The sequence below is a fragment of the Inhella crocodyli genome (genome assembly GCF_004004565.1).
Classification (GTDB): domain Bacteria; phylum Pseudomonadota; class Gammaproteobacteria; order Burkholderiales; family Burkholderiaceae_C; genus Inhella; species Inhella crocodyli.
Genome location: NZ_SACM01000004.1, coordinates 333,223 through 348,001, shown reverse-complemented (window position 1 = coordinate 348,001; position 14,779 = coordinate 333,223). Strand labels below are relative to the sequence as shown.

The 14,779-nt window shown below is 71.8% G+C and carries 15 protein-coding genes; 6 read left to right on the top strand and 9 right to left on the bottom strand.

The window, feature by feature from the left end:
• Positions 1-52 precede the first annotated feature (52 nt).
• Positions 53-883, top strand: a complete 831-nt coding sequence (locus tag EOD73_RS14815; protein ID WP_127683799.1) for a hypothetical protein — start codon at positions 53-55, stop codon at positions 881-883.
• Here EOD73_RS14815 and EOD73_RS14810 read toward each other — a convergent pair.
• Together EOD73_RS14810 and EOD73_RS14805 are read right to left on the bottom strand one after the other, a co-directional pair.
• A complete protein-coding gene (locus tag EOD73_RS14810; RefSeq protein ID WP_127683798.1) occupies positions 867-1,481 on the bottom strand; it encodes a redoxin domain-containing protein in 615 nt (204 codons plus the stop codon). The genes EOD73_RS14815 and EOD73_RS14810 overlap by 17 nt on opposite strands.
• Positions 1,482-1,543: 62 nt before the next feature.
• A complete protein-coding gene (locus EOD73_RS14805; protein ID WP_127683797.1) occupies positions 1,544-3,667 on the bottom strand; it encodes a protein-disulfide reductase DsbD family protein in 2,124 nt (707 codons plus the stop codon).
• Positions 3,668-3,799: 132 nt separating this feature from the next.
• Here EOD73_RS14805 and EOD73_RS14800 point away from each other — a divergent pair, with 132 nt between their 5' ends.
• Positions 3,800-4,282: a hypothetical protein gene (locus EOD73_RS14800; RefSeq protein WP_127683796.1), complete on the top strand. Its 483-nt coding sequence runs from the start codon at positions 3,800-3,802 to the stop codon at positions 4,280-4,282.
• A gap of 13 nt (positions 4,283-4,295) precedes the next feature.
• Here EOD73_RS14800 and EOD73_RS14795 read toward each other — a convergent pair whose 3' ends face one another.
• A complete protein-coding gene (locus tag EOD73_RS14795; protein ID WP_205702480.1) occupies positions 4,296-4,799 on the bottom strand; it encodes a GNAT family N-acetyltransferase in 504 nt (167 codons plus the stop codon).
• Positions 4,800-4,903: 104 nt separating this feature from the next.
• Between EOD73_RS14795 and EOD73_RS14790 the strand changes: the two genes are divergently transcribed.
• Positions 4,904-6,082 (top strand): serine hydrolase domain-containing protein, encoded by a 1,179-nt coding sequence (locus tag EOD73_RS14790; RefSeq protein ID WP_127683795.1) that lies wholly within the window; start codon positions 4,904-4,906, stop codon positions 6,080-6,082.
• Here the strand turns inward: EOD73_RS14790 and EOD73_RS14785 are convergent.
• From EOD73_RS14785 to EOD73_RS14770, 4 genes are read right to left on the bottom strand one after another with little or no spacing between them, the layout of a single operon-like run.
• Entirely contained in the window at positions 6,051-6,866 is an 816-nt protein-coding gene (locus EOD73_RS14785) for an alpha/beta fold hydrolase (RefSeq protein ID WP_127683794.1), read from the bottom strand. The two genes, EOD73_RS14790 and EOD73_RS14785, sit on opposite strands and share 32 nt — an antisense overlap.
• 49 nt (positions 6,867-6,915) lie before the next feature.
• Entirely contained in the window at positions 6,916-7,920 is a 1,005-nt protein-coding gene (locus EOD73_RS14780) for a cytochrome d ubiquinol oxidase subunit II (RefSeq protein ID WP_127683793.1), read from the bottom strand.
• A 58-nt stretch (positions 7,921-7,978) separates the two neighbouring features.
• A complete protein-coding gene (locus tag EOD73_RS14775) occupies positions 7,979-9,355 on the bottom strand; it encodes a cytochrome ubiquinol oxidase subunit I (RefSeq protein WP_127683792.1) in 1,377 nt (458 codons plus the stop codon).
• Complete coding sequence (locus EOD73_RS14770) at positions 9,348-9,923, bottom strand: GbsR/MarR family transcriptional regulator (RefSeq protein WP_127683791.1); 576 nt, start codon at positions 9,921-9,923, stop codon at positions 9,348-9,350. Before EOD73_RS14770 ends, EOD73_RS14775 begins: the two co-directional genes overlap by 8 nt.
• Positions 9,924-10,135: 212 nt before the next feature.
• Between EOD73_RS14770 and EOD73_RS14765 the strand changes: the two genes are divergently transcribed.
• On the top strand, positions 10,136-10,930 hold the full coding sequence (locus tag EOD73_RS14765) for an SDR family NAD(P)-dependent oxidoreductase (RefSeq protein ID WP_127683790.1): 795 nt from the start codon (positions 10,136-10,138) through the stop codon (positions 10,928-10,930).
• Here the strand turns inward: EOD73_RS14765 and EOD73_RS14760 are convergent.
• Both EOD73_RS14760 and EOD73_RS14755 read right to left on the bottom strand, forming a co-directional pair.
• Entirely contained in the window at positions 10,924-11,157 is a 234-nt protein-coding gene (locus EOD73_RS14760; RefSeq protein ID WP_127683789.1) for an RNA-binding S4 domain-containing protein, read from the bottom strand. The genes EOD73_RS14765 and EOD73_RS14760 overlap by 7 nt on opposite strands.
• A gap of 37 nt (positions 11,158-11,194) precedes the next feature.
• Positions 11,195-12,673, bottom strand: coding sequence for an endonuclease (locus EOD73_RS14755; protein WP_127683788.1), 1,479 nt, complete (start codon positions 12,671-12,673; stop codon positions 11,195-11,197).
• A gap of 258 nt (positions 12,674-12,931) precedes the next feature.
• Between EOD73_RS14755 and trhO the strand changes: the two genes are divergently transcribed.
• Together trhO and EOD73_RS14745 are read left to right on the top strand one after the other, a co-directional pair.
• Positions 12,932-13,768, top strand: a complete 837-nt coding sequence (trhO, locus tag EOD73_RS14750) for an oxygen-dependent tRNA uridine(34) hydroxylase TrhO (RefSeq protein ID WP_127683787.1) — start codon at positions 12,932-12,934, stop codon at positions 13,766-13,768.
• The gene (locus EOD73_RS14745) at positions 13,758-14,765 is read left to right on the top strand and encodes a pseudouridine synthase (protein WP_127683786.1); all 1,008 of its coding nucleotides are present in this window, start codon (positions 13,758-13,760) and stop codon (positions 14,763-14,765) included. The genes trhO and EOD73_RS14745 overlap by 11 nt, the downstream gene beginning before the upstream one ends.
• The last annotated feature ends 14 nt before the right edge of the window (positions 14,766-14,779 follow it).

Genomic DNA, 14,779 nt, shown 5'->3' with positions numbered 1-14,779 from the left:
AGTGGGAGACGCCACCAATCATGCGCGGCCTCAACGCCCTTTGCACCGCGCCATGACCCCCTCTTCTCGTTCCTTCGGTTGGCCGCTGATGGCCGGCCTCTGGCTCCTGCTGGCCCTGCTGGCGTTCTGGTTCGGCGATGTTCTTACGGCCCGCTGGTTGGCCCACTTGAACGAGCACGGCCACGCGCAGCTGCACGCCCACGGCCACCCTTTCGTCGACGCCCGCTGCTTCTTCGGCATCCCCAACACCTGGGACACGGTGAGCAACGCCGTGTTCCTGCTGCCCGGCCTGCTGGGCTTCGTGGCCCTGCGTCGCCTGCCGCCGCTGGCACCGGCGCTGCGCGCGGGGCTGGGCGTGTTCTTCGCCGGCCTGCTGCTGACCGCGGTGGGCTCCAGCGTCTACCACTGGGCCCCCACCGGAGCGGCCTTGGCCCTGGACCGGGCGGGCATGGCCGTGGCCTTTGCCGGCTTGCTGACCGTCGCCACCGCCGACCGCTTGAGCCCCGCGGGCGCGGTCTGGATGCTGCGCGCCAGCCTGCCCCTGGCCTTGCTGGCCGCCGCGCTGCCCGCGCTGAACGGCAACGTGCTGCCCTGGTTCGTGGTGCAGGGCGGCGGGGTGCTGTGGGTGCTCGTGCTGGCACTCGGACGTCCCGCCGGCGGCTTGGGCGTGCGCCTGGGCGCGGTGGTGGCCTGGTACGCGCTGGCCAAGGTGCTGGAAGGGGCCGATGCCGCCGTGTTCGCCGCCACCGGCGAGTGGGTCAGCGGCCACACCCTCAAGCACTTGGCCGCGGCCGGGGCGGCCTGGCCGGTGCTGGTGGCGGTGCGGCGTGCCGGCCGCACGGGCCGCACCGCCGCCCCGAGCACGCTCAGCTCGCGTACTTGATGCTGCAGCCGTAGGGCTGGGTGCTGGCCTTGGCGATGGGCTGGCCGGCCTTGAGCTCGCCCAGGGCCGCCGTCACGTAGTTGGTGGCGCCGGGGATGTCGGCCGGGTTGGCGCTGGGCTTGCTGTCGATGGCGCCGTTGTAGACCACCTGGCCGGCGGGGTTCACGATGAACAGGTGCGGCGTGGTCTTGGCGCCCCAGGCCTTGCCCACGGCGCCGCTGTCGTCCATCACCAGGGTGCTGGCGGCTTTTTGCTCGGCCATCCAGGCAGCCAACTCGGCGGGCTTTTGGTAGTCCTTGTGGCTGGGCGCCGTGCTGCTCACGGTCAGCCACACCACGCCCTGGCCGGCGGCGGCTTTTTGCGTGGCCTGCATGTTGCCGCTGCCGTAGTGCTTCTTCACGAAGGGGCAGCCGGGGTTGACCCACTCCAGCACCACGGTCTTGCCTTTGTAGTCGGCCAGGTTCACGGCCTTGCCGCTGACGTCCACGGCCTGCAAGGCGGGGGCGGCTTGGCCAATCACGGCCTGGGCGTGCACGGCGCCGGCGGCGCACAGGGCGGCGGCGGCAAGGAGGGTGCGGCGAAGGAACACAGGGGTCATGGGCAACTCCGGAAGATGACGCGGGGGCCGAATCAAAGCAGCAAGTCCTCAACCCTGTGGGATCAGGGGTTGAGCGTGGCGGCCAGGGCCTCGCGCACGCCGCTGGCGGAGAGGATCTCGGGCAGCAGCACGGGCGGGTCGGACGAGGTGGCGCCCGGCTTGTAAAGCGCGTACACCGGCACGCCGCTGCGGCCCAGGCGGCGCAGTTCGGCGGTGATGGTGGCGTCGCGCAGTGTCCAGTCGGCGCGCATCAGCACCACGCCGCGTTGGGCGAAGTCGGCCACCACGGCCGCGTCGGCCAGGGCGTTGCGCTTGTTGTACTGGCAGCTGATACACCAGGCGGCGGTGAAGTCGACGAACACCGGCTTGCCCTCGGCCAGGGCTTGGGCCTGGGCCTCGGGGCTCCAGGACTGCCAACCCGCGGCCTGCGCCTTGGGGGCGGCGTTGGACACCCCCGGGGCGCCGTCGGGCTGGTGGAACGAGGGGGCGGCCCACAGGCCGGCCGCGCCCAGCACCACGGCGCCGCTCAGGCGCCAGCCCCAGCCGCCTTGGGTCCAGGCCCACACGGCGTAGGCCACGGCCAGCAGCAGCACCAGCAGGGCCACGGCGCCGTCGATGCCCGTCTGCACGCCCAGCACCCACACCAGCCACAGCACGGTGGCCAGCATCGGGAAGGCCAGCAGGGTGCGCACGCGCGCCATCCAGGCGCCGGGGCGCGGCAGCAGGCGCGCCAGCGCCGGCACGAAGGCGATCAGTGCGTAGGGCGCCGCCATGCCCAGGCCCAGGCTGGCAAACACGGCCAAGGCCTGCCAGGCCGGCAGGGCCAGTGCCGCACCCAGGGCTGCACCCATGAAGGGGGCCGTGCAGGGCGAGGCGATGGCCACGCTCAGCACGCCGGTGGCGGCCTGGTCCAACCAGGGGCGCTCGGCGCGCCAGCCGGCCACGTGGCCGGGCAGCGCCAGCGCCACCTCGAACACGCCGAACAGGTTCAGCGCAATGAGCGTGAACAGCGCCGCCAGCGCGGCCACCACCCAGGGCGTTTGCAGCTGGAAGCCCCAGCCGATTTGCTCGCCGCCGGCGCGCAGCGCCAGCAGCAGGCCGGCCAAGGCCACGAAGCTGAGCACCACGCCCACGGTGTAGGCGATGGCGCCGATGCGGCGCTGGCCGGCTTCTTCTTGCACCAGCGAGAAGGCCTTGAGCGACAGCACCGGGAACACGCAGGGCATCAGGTTCAGCAGCAGGCCGCCCAAGAAGGCCAGCACCAGCGCCAGGCCCAGGCCGGTGCTCGGGGCCGGCGGCTGCCAGGGTTCGACGGGCGGGGCCTCGGGCCCGGCCGGCGCGCTGCTGGCGGCGGCCCAGCCGCCCACCAGGGTCACCGGCAGGGCCACGGCCTCGGGGCCTTGCGTCAGCACCGCCTGCATGGCCGTGGGGCTTTCGCTGCGGTTGGGCGACAGGGGCACCTTCAGCGTCAGCACCTCGCCAGCCCACTCGGCCTGCTCGCGCTGCGCATGGTCGATGACACCGGCGTCGGCCGCGAAGTAGGCCACCTCGCGCCCGCGCCACGCGGCGGGCAGGCCTTCGGCGCGCACAACCAGGGTGGCGCCGCTGACGCGGGCCTCGGCCTTGATGGACGGGCTGGTCAGCGGCTGGGCGGCCTGGGCGGCGGCGAAGGCGGCGGCGTGCGCCGTCAGGGGCGTGCCCGCGGGCAGGGTGATGGAGAACTGGCCTTCCTCGGGGATGCACACGTCCTTGCACACCAGCCACTGGGCCTGCAGGTCGATCTTCAGCGGCCCGGCCGGCAGCGTGGCCGGCAGGGACACGGCCACGGGCAGCAGCAAGGTGCCTTCGAAGCCGTAGTTCACCATCGGCCCCAAGGGCAGCTTCTTGGGCGCCGGCCATTGGATCTCGCCCGCCGTCAGGCCCGCGGGCAGGGTCCAGTTCAGCGTGGTGGGCAGGCCGGAGTCGCCCGGGTTCTTCCAGTAGGTGTGCCAGTGCGGCGCGTGCTCGATCTCCAGGCCCAGCCACAGGGTCTTGCCCGGGGCCACGCCCTCGGGGGCGTGCGCCAGCAGGCGGGCCGCGGCTTGCAAGGACTTGACCGGGGCGGATTGCTCCTGCGCGGGGGCCAGGGCGCTGGCGCCCAGGAGCACGAGGGCCAGGGCCCAACGGGTGAAGGCGTGGAAGGTCATGGGGCAAGGAACCGATTCGGGGGGCGCAACGCGCCCAAGCGCTGAACTTTAGGGGGGGACGAGTCGGCTTGACGGTCGTCAGGTTGACACGGGGGCCCGCACAATCCCGCGCCCTGCTTCCCGGCCCGCCCCATGCACGACGACGACGCGACCCCCGACCTGATCCAAGAGCCCCGCCGCTGGCGCGACAAAGGCTGGACGGCCCAGGTCATCAAGAACGAGGACGACGAGGGCTGGGCCGTGGCCATGTACCTGGACGGCCACGCCGAGCCCGCGCTCGTCGGCCCCTGGACCATGGGCCGCGACAAGAAGAACCCCAAGCCCCTGGACAGCAGCGCCTTCAACACCCTGGTGAAGACGGCCAGCGAGGTCATCGAGCGGCACGAGCAACAGCTGCGCGCGCAGCTGCACAAGTCGCTCTACGTGGCGCAGGACGGCGCTTGGCTCAAGGTCAACCTCGACATCGTGCCCTCGGAGGACGAGCCCTACGCGGTCCTGAGCGCCGAAGACGCCGCCGGCACGCGCCTGGCCGAGGTGCGCGTGGCGGCGAACTACAAGCTCAGCAAGGCCGCGGCCGAGGACTGGGTGGCCGGGGGCTTTCAGCGTCCGCGTTGAGCGTCGTCGGGCCTCAGCGCCCGACCTCGGGCAATGCGTTCCACGCGGCCCAAGGCACTTCTCGCCCCGGCAGGCCGGGCGCCTTGAACGGCCACTTCGCGGCCAGCCAATCCCGCAGGGCCGTGTGGAGGTGCGCCTCCAAGCCGCTGGCCAGCTCGCTTTGTCGGGCCCAGAAGACGAGCTCGACGTCGTGCCCGCGCTTGCGCGTGGGCATGAGGTAGACGCAGCCCAGCACGCGCTGGCCGTCCAAGCTGAGCACGGTGTACGCGAACGAGGTTCGGCGCTGGAACTCTTTCTGGTGCCAGCCCAGGTCGATCAGGTTTTGCTCCAGGGTCAGGCCCTCGGGCCAGTGGCCGTGGGGCCAAACCGTTTGCAGGTGCGCCACGCTGCTCATCACGGCGTCGTAGTCCTTCACGACGTCGTGGACGGTCAGCATGCGCAGGTGCACCCGGTCGGTGGTGAGCGTCTCGGGCACCGGGAAATCGGGGGGCACGAAGGGCATGGCAGGCTGGGACATGGGGCGCGTGCAGGACGCGGGCGGGCCAGGATAGCCGGCCGCCCCGCCCGTAGCATCCAGGCCCGGCCCGCGCCCTGCGGAGCCTCCTTCCAGGTCTGACCGCCATGACGTTCCGCCCCGCCCTCGTGGCCCTGCTGCTGGCCAGCGGCGCCCTGCTGGCCCCCTCGCTCCACGCCGCCGAGCCCTACTTCCCGCCCCGCGGCGACTGGGCGCGCTGCGAGCCCCAGTGCCGCATGGACGCCGCCGCCGTGGCCGAGGCCGTGCGCGAGGTGCAGAAGAACGAGAACCCGCTGCCGCGCGACCAGGCCGTGGCCTGGGCGCAGACCTTCGGCAGCCGCGAGCCCCACTTTGGCGGCATCCTGGGCCCCATGGCCGTGCGCGGTCCGATGACCGGCGTGGTGATCCACCGCGGCAAGGTGCAGGCGGCCTTTGGCGAGCCCGAGCGCGTGGACATGAGCCACAGCATCACGAAGAGCTTCCTCAGCGCCGTGGTCGGCCTGGCGGTGCAAGACGGCCGCATCGCCAGCGTGGACGAGCCCGTGGTGCGCAGCATGCCGCGCGAGGTCCAAGAGGCCCACTTCGCCACGCCCAAGAACGCCGCCATCACCTGGACCCACCTGCTGCAGCAAACCAGCGACTGGGAGGGCACGCTCTGGGGCCGCCCCGACTGGGCCGACCGGCCCACCGGCGCCACGCCGGACGATTGGCCCAAGGTGCCGCGCGTGCCCGCCGGCACCGTGCACGAGTACAACGACGTGCGCGTCAACCTGCTGGCCCTGGCCGCCTTGCAGGTGCTGCGCCGCCCGCTGCCCGAGGTGCTGCGCGAGCGCCTGATGGAGCCCATGCAGGCCTCGCCCAACTGGCGCTGGCACGGCTACAGCAACAGCTGGGTGGAGCTGGACGGGCAGCGCCTGCAGTCGGTGAGCGGCGGCGGGCACTGGGGCGGCGGCCTGTTCCTCAGCGCCTGGGACATGGCGCGCTTCGGCTACCTGCAGCTGAACCAGGGCCGCTGGGCCGGCCGCCAGCTGCTCGACGCCGCCTGGCTGCGCGCGGCGGTCACGCCCTCCGGCCCCAACCCCAGCGTGGGCTACGCGAACTTTTACTTGAACGCCGACCGCAAGGCCCTGCCCTCGGCCCCGGCCAGTGCGGTGATCCACCGCGGCAACGGGCAGAACGTCATTTACGTCGACCGCGAGAACGAGCTGGTGGTGGTGCTGCGCTGGGTGAAGGACGACGCGGCGATTGACGCCTTCATCGGGCGCTTGCTGGCGGCGCGGCGGTGATGGGGCGCGCCCGCAGGTAGTCGACCTGCACCGGGTGCGCGGGACCGATCGCGCCGTAGTCCCGCGCCAGGTCGAAGCCCTCGGGCCGGTGCGGGCGCCGGGTGATGGGCAGCATGTGCAAGCACCAGCGGGCGCCGGGCGCGCAACCGGCATCGCGGCCGTCCAGCTGGGTGAACTGCACGCGGTCGGGGGCCAGGGCCAGGAGCGCGCGCATGGCCGCGGCGTTGGCCGATTCGCCCATGCCGTCGGCGGCGGCCACGGCCTGCACGGAGGCCAGGCGGGCGATCAACGCGGCGTCCAGGGCCAGGTCGCCCTCGCCCACGGCGCCGTCCAGGTTCACGTAGTGGATGCGGCCCAACAGGGCCGTCCCTTCGGGCGACCCGGCCAACAGGCGCAGCAGGCGGTGCGCCACGAAGCTGCCGCTGGAATGGGCGATCAAGCGCACGGGGCCGCTCGGCAGCGTCGTGCGCAGGGCCTCGGCCCAGGCCGCGAGGTCCAGGTCATCGCGCTGCAGAAAGCGCGCGTCGTTCGGGCCGCGCAGCACGCAACGGGTGCCCGCGCTCCACGCGGGCGGCAATGCGGCGCTCACGGCCTGCAGCCAGTGCCAGGCCCAGTCGGGCTGCACGCGCCATCCCGGCAGCATCAGCAGGTGCGCCTCGCCCGGCGCGGCCTCGCGCCAGGCGCAGTGCACGCCGCGGGGTAGTTCGGGCGGCAGGCCGGGATCCGCTTGAACGGGACGCAGGCCCAAGACCAAGAGCAAGGTGAACAGCCGGCGAGAGAACATGGCGCGCGCCCGGTGGGGGTGGGCGCCATGTTGCCAGCCGGGGCCGGGGTCAGCCGTAACTCAGCGGCTGCGCTTTGCCCCAGAACACCCGGTAGGCGAACACCGTGTAGCCCACGATGGCGGGCACGGTGATGGCGCAGCCGACGAGGATGACCTTCAGCGAGTCCGGGTGGCTGGCGGCCTGCCAGAGCGTGAGCCGGTCCATCACCACGTAGGGGTAGAGGCTGTAGGCCAGGCCCAGGCCGCTGAGCAGGAACACCAGCACCGCCAGCAAGAAGGGCCCGGCGCAGAGCTTGCCGCGCACGCGGTGGCTGTTGAGCAAGGACCGCAGGCCGGCCAAGGCCAGCAGGGTCATCAGCGGGATGGGCAGCAGGGCGATGAACTCGGGCATGGCGAACCAGCGCGCGCGCACCGTGGTGCTGACCAGCGGCGTGGCCACGCTGATGGCGCCAATGCCCAGCACCACCGGTGCCCAGGCCTGCTTGGCCCAGGCGATGGCGCGTTCTTGCAGTGCGCCTTCGGTCTTCATCACCAGCCAGGTGGCGCCCAGCAGCACGTAGGCCGCGGGCAGGGCCACGGCGATGGCGGCGGCAAAGGCCGTGGCGGCCCAGCCCTCGGCGAAGCCGGTGATGTAGCGGCCCAGCATCCAGCCTTGCGCCGCCGCAGCCAGGCCCGAGCCGGCGACGAAGGCGGCGTTCCAGGCTGGCTTGTGGCTGGCCTGCACCTTCACGCGGAAGTCGAAGGCCACGCCGCGCAGGATGAGGCCGATGAGCATCACCGCCACCGGCAGATACAGGGCCGTGAGCACGATGCCGTGCGCCTTGGGGAAGGCGATGAGCAAGATGCCCACGCCCAGCACCAGCCAGGTTTCGTTGGCATCCCAGAAGGGGCCGATGCTGGCCACCATCAGGTCCTGCTCGGCCTCTCCTTGGCCCCGCGGCAGCAGCAGGCCCACGCCGAGGTCGAAGCCGTCCAAGATCACGTAGGCCAGCATGGCGGCGCCCATCAGGGCGACGAACACCACGGGCAGCCAGTGGCCGTCGGTCGGGGTCATGGTGAAACCCTCCGCGCGAAGCGCTGCGGGATTCGCGCTTGGGAGCGGCCCGGCGCGCTCATGCCAGCACCTCTTGGTTCTTGGGGCTGCGCGGGGCTTCGCCGGTGCCGTGAAGCAGCTCGTCGATGGGCTTCTTGGCCAGGTGCCGCAGCACGTGCACGTAGGCCACGATCAGCGCCAGGTACACGGTGACGTAGGCCGCCAGCGTGAGGGCGATGTGGGCGCTCGGGGTGGAGGACGCCAGCTCGGCGATGCGCAGCTGCCCGTAGACCATGAAGGGCTGGCGGCCGATCTCGGTGACGTACCAGCCGGCCAGCGTGGCCACCCAGCCGGAGAAGCCCATCAGCGCCGTCCAGCCCAGCAGCTTGCTGGGCAGCCTCTCGGGCGCCCAGCCGCGGCGGCGCAGCAGCCACCACGCGCCCCAGCTCGTCAGCAGCATCAGCACGCCCGTGCCCACCATCAGTCGGAAGGCGAAGAACACGGGCTTGACCGGCGGGTGTGCGCCCTCGAATTCGTTCAGGCCTCGGATTTCTCCGTCCAGCTCGTGCGTGAGGATCAGGCTGGCCAGCTTGGGGATGCCGATCTCGAAGTGGTTGGTGCGCGCGGCTTCGTCGGGCCAGGCGAACAGCAGCAGCGGCGCGCCGCGCTCGGTCTCCCACACGCCTTCCATCGCGGCGATCTTGGCGGGCTGGTGCTTCAGCGTGTTCAGGCCGTGCAGGTCGCCCACAAAGATCTGAATGGGAATCAGCAGGGCGCCCAGGGTCAGGCCCACGCGCATCACCTTCGGCGTGCTGGCGTTGGCGTGGCCGCGCAGGGTTTGCCAGGCGCTCAAGCCCGCCAGCAAGAAGGCCACGGTCAGGCCCGAGGCCAGCAGCATGTGCGCCAGGCGGTAGGGGAAGCTGGGGTTGAAGACGACCTCGAACCAGCTCGTCACGAAGAACTCGCCGTTGTCGATGCGAAAGCCCGCGGGCGTGTGCATCCAGCTGTTCAGGCTCAGGATCCAGAAGGCGCTGAGCGTGGTGCCGAAGGCGACCAAGAAGGTGGCCAGCAGGTGCACGCGCTCGCTCACCCGGCCGTGGCCGAAGAGCATGATCCCGAGGAAGCTGGCCTCCAGGAAGAAGGCGGTCAGCACCTCGTAGCCCAGCAGCGGCCCGGCGATGTTGCCCACGCGCTCCATAAAACCCGGCCAGTTGGTGCCGAACTGGAAGCTCATGGTGATGCCGCTGACCACGCCCAGCGCAAAGGTCAACGCGAAGACCTTGGTCCAGAAGCGGTAGGCGGCCAGCCAGGCGGTGTCTTGGGTGCGCAGCCAGCGCCAGCGCAGGAAGAGCAGGGTCCAGCCCAGCGCGATGGTCAGCGTGGGTGCCAGGATGTGGAAGCTGATGTTGGCCGCGAACTGCGCGCGGGCCAGCAGCAGGGCGCTGGGGTCAACCATGGCCGCGCTCCCCGTCGTCGTCGGACGCCACCGGACGGGCCTTGATCGCGCCCGTGAGCTCCAGCAGCTTCTGGATCTTGGCGCCCATCTTCATCAGCTTGGCCAGGGTGGCCGGGTCCATGCGCTGCACGTCGTCGAACCAGGTGGTCAGCAGGTCGATCAGATCGTGCATGCCGCGCATGCGCTCCTGGGCGATGCGGTCGGCCTCGCTCGTCGGCGTTTCCAGCAGCGCGTTGCGCAGCATGCTCAGCGTGGGCTCGATCTCGCGGCGGCGGCGCTCTTCGGCCAGGGTGCGGAACACCTCCCAGGCGTCGCTCGGGGCTTCGAAGTACTCGCGGCGGTCGCCCGGCAGGTGCTTCAGGCGCACGAGGCGCCAGGCCTGCAGCTCCTTCAAGCCCATGCTGACATTGCCGCGGCTGAAGCTCAGCGTGGCGGCGATGTCGTCGGCGTGGATGGGCGCGGGCGACACGAAGATCAGCGCGTAGATCTGGCCCACGGTGCGGTTGATGCCCCAGTGGCTGCCCATCTCGCCGAAGTGGCTGACGAAGGCCTGGACAAGGGGGCTCATGGGGTTGGGCGTGGGCGAGGGGCTCATGGGCGGACGGGTGCGGCGGCGTGAGGGCCTCGATTGTTTTGGAACTTTCAAAGATTCTTGAAAGTTCAGCAAAGAACCCACTTTGGCAGGAAGGTCTTGGCCAAAAATACCGCTTGGTATCTTTGGTGACTGAGCGGTATATTTATTGAACTGATCGTTCCATCCGTCCCCACCGGGAGCCCGCCATGCCCACCACCGCCACCGCCCTGCCCTCGCACCGGCTCAGCCCCACGGCGCCGCACCCCGCCTGGCACCCGGGCCTGAACTGGCGCGGCCTGCACGTGCTGGTGACGGGCGGCACGCGCGGCCTCGGGCGCGCCCTGGTCAAGGCCCTGCTGGCGCGGGGCGCCTGGGTCACCGCCACGGGCACCGACGAGGCCCGCCTGGCCGCCGCGCGGCGCAGCCTGCCCCAGGTGCGCTGGCTGGCCTGCGACCTGGTCGACCCGGCCGAGCGCCAGACCCTGGTGCGCGCCCTGGCCGGCCTGCCGCTGGACGCGGTGGTGCACCACGCCGGCCTCAAGGTCAGCCGCGAATTCACCGGTCCGGCCGCGCTCGACGACGCGCCCCTGGCCGACGAGTTGGACCTCAACCTGCTGGCCCCCATCGCGCTGACGCGCGCGCTGTGGCCGGCGCTGCGCCAATCGGCCGCGCAACGCCGGGCGGGGGTGGTGGCCTTTGCGCCGGCGCACGTGGCCCAGGGCCCGCACGCCAGCAGCCCGGTGCAATGCGCGGCCTTGGCCGGCCTGCAGGGCTTCGCGCAGGCGCTGCGCCTGCACAGCGAGGCGGCGGGCGATGGCGTGCGCGTGCTGTGCGCCGAAAGCGGCACGGCCGGTGCCGCCGACCCCTGGGCCCCGCTCTACGACGCGGCCAACACCCTGCTGGACGCGCTGGAAGACGGCGACGACGCCTGGACCTGGGAGGCCGCCGGTGCCACGCACCGCAGCCTGGGTGGCGCGCTGGCCGGTGCCAGCGCTTACTGAAGGTCGGCGGCCTCGACGCGCACGGCCGCGCCCTTCAGGCGCACCACCTCGCCGCCGCGCAGCTTGCGGCCGCGGCGGGTTTCCACCTCGCCGTCCACCGTCACCGCGCCATCGGCGATGACGGCCCGCGACAGCTGGCCCAGCCCGGCCAGGTCGGTGGCCTTGATCAGGGCTTCAAGGGTGATGAGGTCGCCGCGCAGGGCGAAAGGGGTGGGGGCAGCGCTCATGCCCGCAGTGTCGCGGCGAACGCTGCCCCGCAGGCCCTCAAGGGCAGCCGGCGCCGAAGAGCTCCTCGGCCCAGGCCGGGTAGTCGACGAAGGGGTTGCGGTTGCCTTGGCGCTCGACGATGCGCGCGTGGCGGCGGATCTCGTTCGCGTCCACCGGGTCCTGGCGGTGCCAGGTCATCAAGGCGCAGCGCTTGCCCAAGAAGTTGCCGGTGGTGCCGGTGGTGTCGGCCAGCTCCAGGTTGGGCACGCCGGTAGCGTCGCTGCCTTCGTAGCGGATGGCCATGTAGAACATCATGCGGGCGATGTCGCCCTTCACGGCGGCGCGCGGCTCGAAGCTGTCGGCGTCGGTGAAGTTGCCCGGGGCCTCGCCGATGGCGGTGCCGCCCCAGTCGAAGTCCTTGTTGCCGCGCGTGCTGTTCACCGACACGTCGGCCGGGCGCAGATGGTGGATGTCGGTGTGGGCCCACTGCGCTTCGTCGGGGAAGCCATGGCTCTTGGGCCACACGTGCTCGCGGTTCCAGGCGTCTTGGTCGCTGGAGTTGGCCGAGGCGTTGGCCGTCTTGGCCTGCGAGCGACCCGTGTAGATCAGGATCACGTTGGCGGTGTTGGCCGGGTCCTCGTCGGTGTACTTGATGGCCTCCCACACCTCGGCGTAGGTCTTGCGCACGTGGCCCAACGCGGCGTGCTGGTTCAGCGAGCTGCGCAAGGCCGCGCCCGTCTTGCCGATGGCCTGCACGTAGTAGCTGTCGAAGCCCGACCAGGTGGCGCCGCCACCGCTCGGAGGCGGCGTGGTGGCCGCGGTGTACTGGGCCTTGACCGTCACGCCCGAGAAGGCCTGGTAGCCGTACAGGCCCACGTGGTACGTGGTGGCCTGCGGCTGGGCGAAGGTGCAGGTCTCGTTGTTGCCGGTCACGAAGGGACGGCAGTCGTAGACCGTGAGCGAGGGCTCGGCCCCGGCGCGCACGTACAGGTCGGACGCGCCCGTGCCGCCGCTGCTGGTGATGCTCAGGTTTGTCGCGCCCGCGGGCACGGTGATCGTGTAGCGCAGCCAAGCGCCTTGCGCCGCGCCCTGGCTGCCCACGGCCACGCCGTTTTGCAGGGTGACGGTGGGGGCTGGCGTGCTGCCGGCCGTGTAGTTGGCCACCAGGCTGGCGCCGCTGTAGCTGCTGTAGCCCACCAGGCGCACGTAGTACGTGGCCGCCGTGGGCGTGGCGAAGCTGCAGGTCTCGCTGTTGGTCGAGCCGGTGGACGCGCAGTCGTTGGTGCTCGTCGTGGCCAGGGCCCCGCGACGCACGTACAGGTCGGCGTCGCCCGTGCCGCCGCTGAGCTTGAAGCTCAGCGCCGTGGCGCCGGCCGGCACCACCAGGCTGTAGTCCTTCGTGCTGCTCTTGGCACCCGAAATGCTGCTGACCGTGACGCCCTTGCTCAGGACGGTCTGCGAAAAGGCCGCCGGGGCGTGCACCGCCCCCAAGGCCACCACGAGGGCCCACGCCCCCTTCGAAAGCACCCACCGCATCACGAACCTCGGCTCAGTTTTTGACGAAGCCGCGCACCATATCGACGCGATGTGACGTTGGGGTTACCGCGCCGCCACAGATCGGGTTTTCACGACCCTAAAACGGGGAAGGACTTTCCCGCACAGAACTTGGGTTGCGGGCTCTAAGTCGCCGTTTGAACGCCGCTCGGCGGTTGGCATGCTGGTGTTGCTGCACCCCCTGGGCGGACGCAGCGGCGCAGCGCCCGTGCGGGTTCACCGCGCTCGGACAATCGCCCCATGCCCCCCACGCCCGCCGCCCTGCTGCACAGCAGCTTCTACCGCTTCTGGCCCGTGGCCGACCCCGTGGCCCTGGCCGCGCAGGTGCGCGCCATGGCGCAGGGCCTCACCGGCCTGATCGTGCTGGCCCCCGAGGGCATCAACGGCGCCGTGGCCGGCGCGCCAGAGGCGGTGCAGGCCTTCGAGGCCGCGCTGCAAGCGTCTCGAACCTTGAGCGACGCCGCCCGCCCCTTGCGCTTCAAGCACAGCGCCTGCGTCACGCCGCCCTTCGGGCGCTTGAAGGTCAGCGTGAAGCCCGAGATCGTGGCGCTGGACCTGCCTGCCGCGGCCGCGCTGCCCGCGCCCGACGAGCACGACGCCAGCCACCTCAGCCCGCAGGCCTGGCGCGAGCTGATGGCGCGCGACGACGTGGTGCTGCTGGACAACCGCAACCACTTCGAATGGCGCCTGGGCCGCTTTCGCGGCGCGGTGGACCCCGGCGTGCAGCACTTCCGCGACTTCGTGGCCTACGTCGAAACCCACGCGCCCGCCTGGCGCGCCGCGCAGCGTCCCGTGGCCATGTACTGCACCGGCGGCGTGCGCTGCGACAAAACCGCGCCCTGGATGCGCAGCCTCGGGCTCACCGTGTTCCAGCTGGACGGCGGCATCCTGAACCACCTCCAAACCCTGCCCGACGCCGACCGCGACTGGGAGGGCGAGTGCTTCGTGTTCGACAAGCGCATCGCGCTCGACGCCCGCCTGCAAGAAACCGGCACCGACGCCGAGGCCGTGTTCGACCCCGCCCTGCCCGACGAGGCCTGGCGCCTGGCCCGCGCGAAGCGGCTCGATGAAGCCTGAGGCGCTGACCCCGCCGCCCCCTCGCGACGGCATCAACCCCAGCCGCGTGCGCGTGCGCCCCGGCGAGCCGGGCACCGTGCTCGCCTTCCTGCAAGCCCGCTTCCCGCACGCCACCGACTGGCCCGAACGCCTGCAGCAGCAGGCCGTGCTGAACGCCGCCGGCCAGCCCGTGCAGGCCGCCACGCCCTGCCCTGCCGGCACCCTGCTTTGGTACTGGCGCCGCCCCGCCGCGCCCGAGCCCCGGGTGCCCTTCGAGGTGGTGGTGCTGCACCGCTGCGAGCGTCTGGTGGTGGTGGACAAGCCGCCCTTCCTGGCCGTGACGCCCAGCGGCCGGCACCTGCAAGAAACCGTGCTGGTGCGCCTGCAGCAGCAGCTGGGCCTGCGCGACTTGAGCCCCCTGCACCGCCTGGACCGCGACACCGCCGGCGTGCTCGCCTTCTCGGCCGACCCCGCCACCCGCCCTGCCTACCAAGCCCTGTGGCGCGAGCGGCAGGTGCACAAGGTGTACGAGGCCGTCGTGCATTGGCGCGAGGGCCTGGCCTTTCCCTTCACCGCCCGCCACCGCCTGGTGGAGCCCCAGGGCGAAGGCGCGGCCTTTCACCAGATGCAGGTGGCGCCGGGCGAGCCCAACGCCGAGACCCTCGTGGAGCTGCTGCAAGGCCCCGACGCGCTGGAGCCCGCCACCGTGCCCGGCGCCGCGCCGGGCCGAGCCGTGGCCCTGCTGCGCCTCACGCCCGTCACCGGCCGCAAGCACCAGCTGCGCGCGCAATTGGCCGCGCTGGGCCTGCCCATCGTGGGCGACCGGGTGTACCCCGTGCTGCAGCCCGAGGGGCCGGACGACTTTGCGCGGCCCTTGATGCTGCTGGCGCGGCGCTTGGCGTTTCAGGACCCGGTGGACGGGTCAGCGCGCGCGTTCGAAAGTCAGTTAGTTACCTTTCAAGCTTGCTTGAACCCCGAGGCATCGGGACTTGCGAGTGCGCCCTCTGCGCGCCGCTAGCTGGTGCCAACCGG

What these genes read in the sequence shown, in the direction of transcription:
- EOD73_RS14815 (WP_127683799.1), top strand. Translation starts at nt 53, where the DNA reads ATGACCCCCTCTTCTCGTTCCTTCGGTTGGCCGCTGATGGCCGGCCTC.
- EOD73_RS14810 (WP_127683798.1), bottom strand. Translation starts at nt 1,481, where the DNA reads ATGACCCCTGTGTTCCTTCGCCGCACCCTCCTTGCCGCCGCCGCCCTG.
- EOD73_RS14805 (WP_127683797.1), bottom strand. Translation starts at nt 3,667, where the DNA reads ATGACCTTCCACGCCTTCACCCGTTGGGCCCTGGCCCTCGTGCTCCTG.
- EOD73_RS14800 (WP_127683796.1), top strand. Translation starts at nt 3,800, where the DNA reads ATGCACGACGACGACGCGACCCCCGACCTGATCCAAGAGCCCCGCCGC.
- EOD73_RS14795 (WP_205702480.1), bottom strand. Translation starts at nt 4,799, where the DNA reads ATGTCCCAGCCTGCCATGCCCTTCGTGCCCCCCGATTTCCCGGTGCCC.
- EOD73_RS14790 (WP_127683795.1), top strand. Translation starts at nt 4,904, where the DNA reads ATGACGTTCCGCCCCGCCCTCGTGGCCCTGCTGCTGGCCAGCGGCGCC.
- EOD73_RS14785 (WP_127683794.1), bottom strand. Translation starts at nt 6,866, where the DNA reads ATGTTCTCTCGCCGGCTGTTCACCTTGCTCTTGGTCTTGGGCCTGCGT.
- EOD73_RS14780 (WP_127683793.1), bottom strand. Translation starts at nt 7,920, where the DNA reads ATGACCCCGACCGACGGCCACTGGCTGCCCGTGGTGTTCGTCGCCCTG.
- EOD73_RS14775 (WP_127683792.1), bottom strand. Translation starts at nt 9,355, where the DNA reads ATGGTTGACCCCAGCGCCCTGCTGCTGGCCCGCGCGCAGTTCGCGGCC.
- EOD73_RS14770 (WP_127683791.1), bottom strand. Translation starts at nt 9,923, where the DNA reads ATGAGCCCCCTTGTCCAGGCCTTCGTCAGCCACTTCGGCGAGATGGGC.
- EOD73_RS14765 (WP_127683790.1), top strand. Translation starts at nt 10,136, where the DNA reads ATGCCCACCACCGCCACCGCCCTGCCCTCGCACCGGCTCAGCCCCACG.
- EOD73_RS14760 (WP_127683789.1), bottom strand. Translation starts at nt 11,157, where the DNA reads ATGAGCGCTGCCCCCACCCCTTTCGCCCTGCGCGGCGACCTCATCACC.
- EOD73_RS14755 (WP_127683788.1), bottom strand. Translation starts at nt 12,673, where the DNA reads ATGCGGTGGGTGCTTTCGAAGGGGGCGTGGGCCCTCGTGGTGGCCTTG.
- trhO (WP_127683787.1), top strand. Translation starts at nt 12,932, where the DNA reads ATGCCCCCCACGCCCGCCGCCCTGCTGCACAGCAGCTTCTACCGCTTC.
- EOD73_RS14745 (WP_127683786.1), top strand. Translation starts at nt 13,758, where the DNA reads ATGAAGCCTGAGGCGCTGACCCCGCCGCCCCCTCGCGACGGCATCAAC.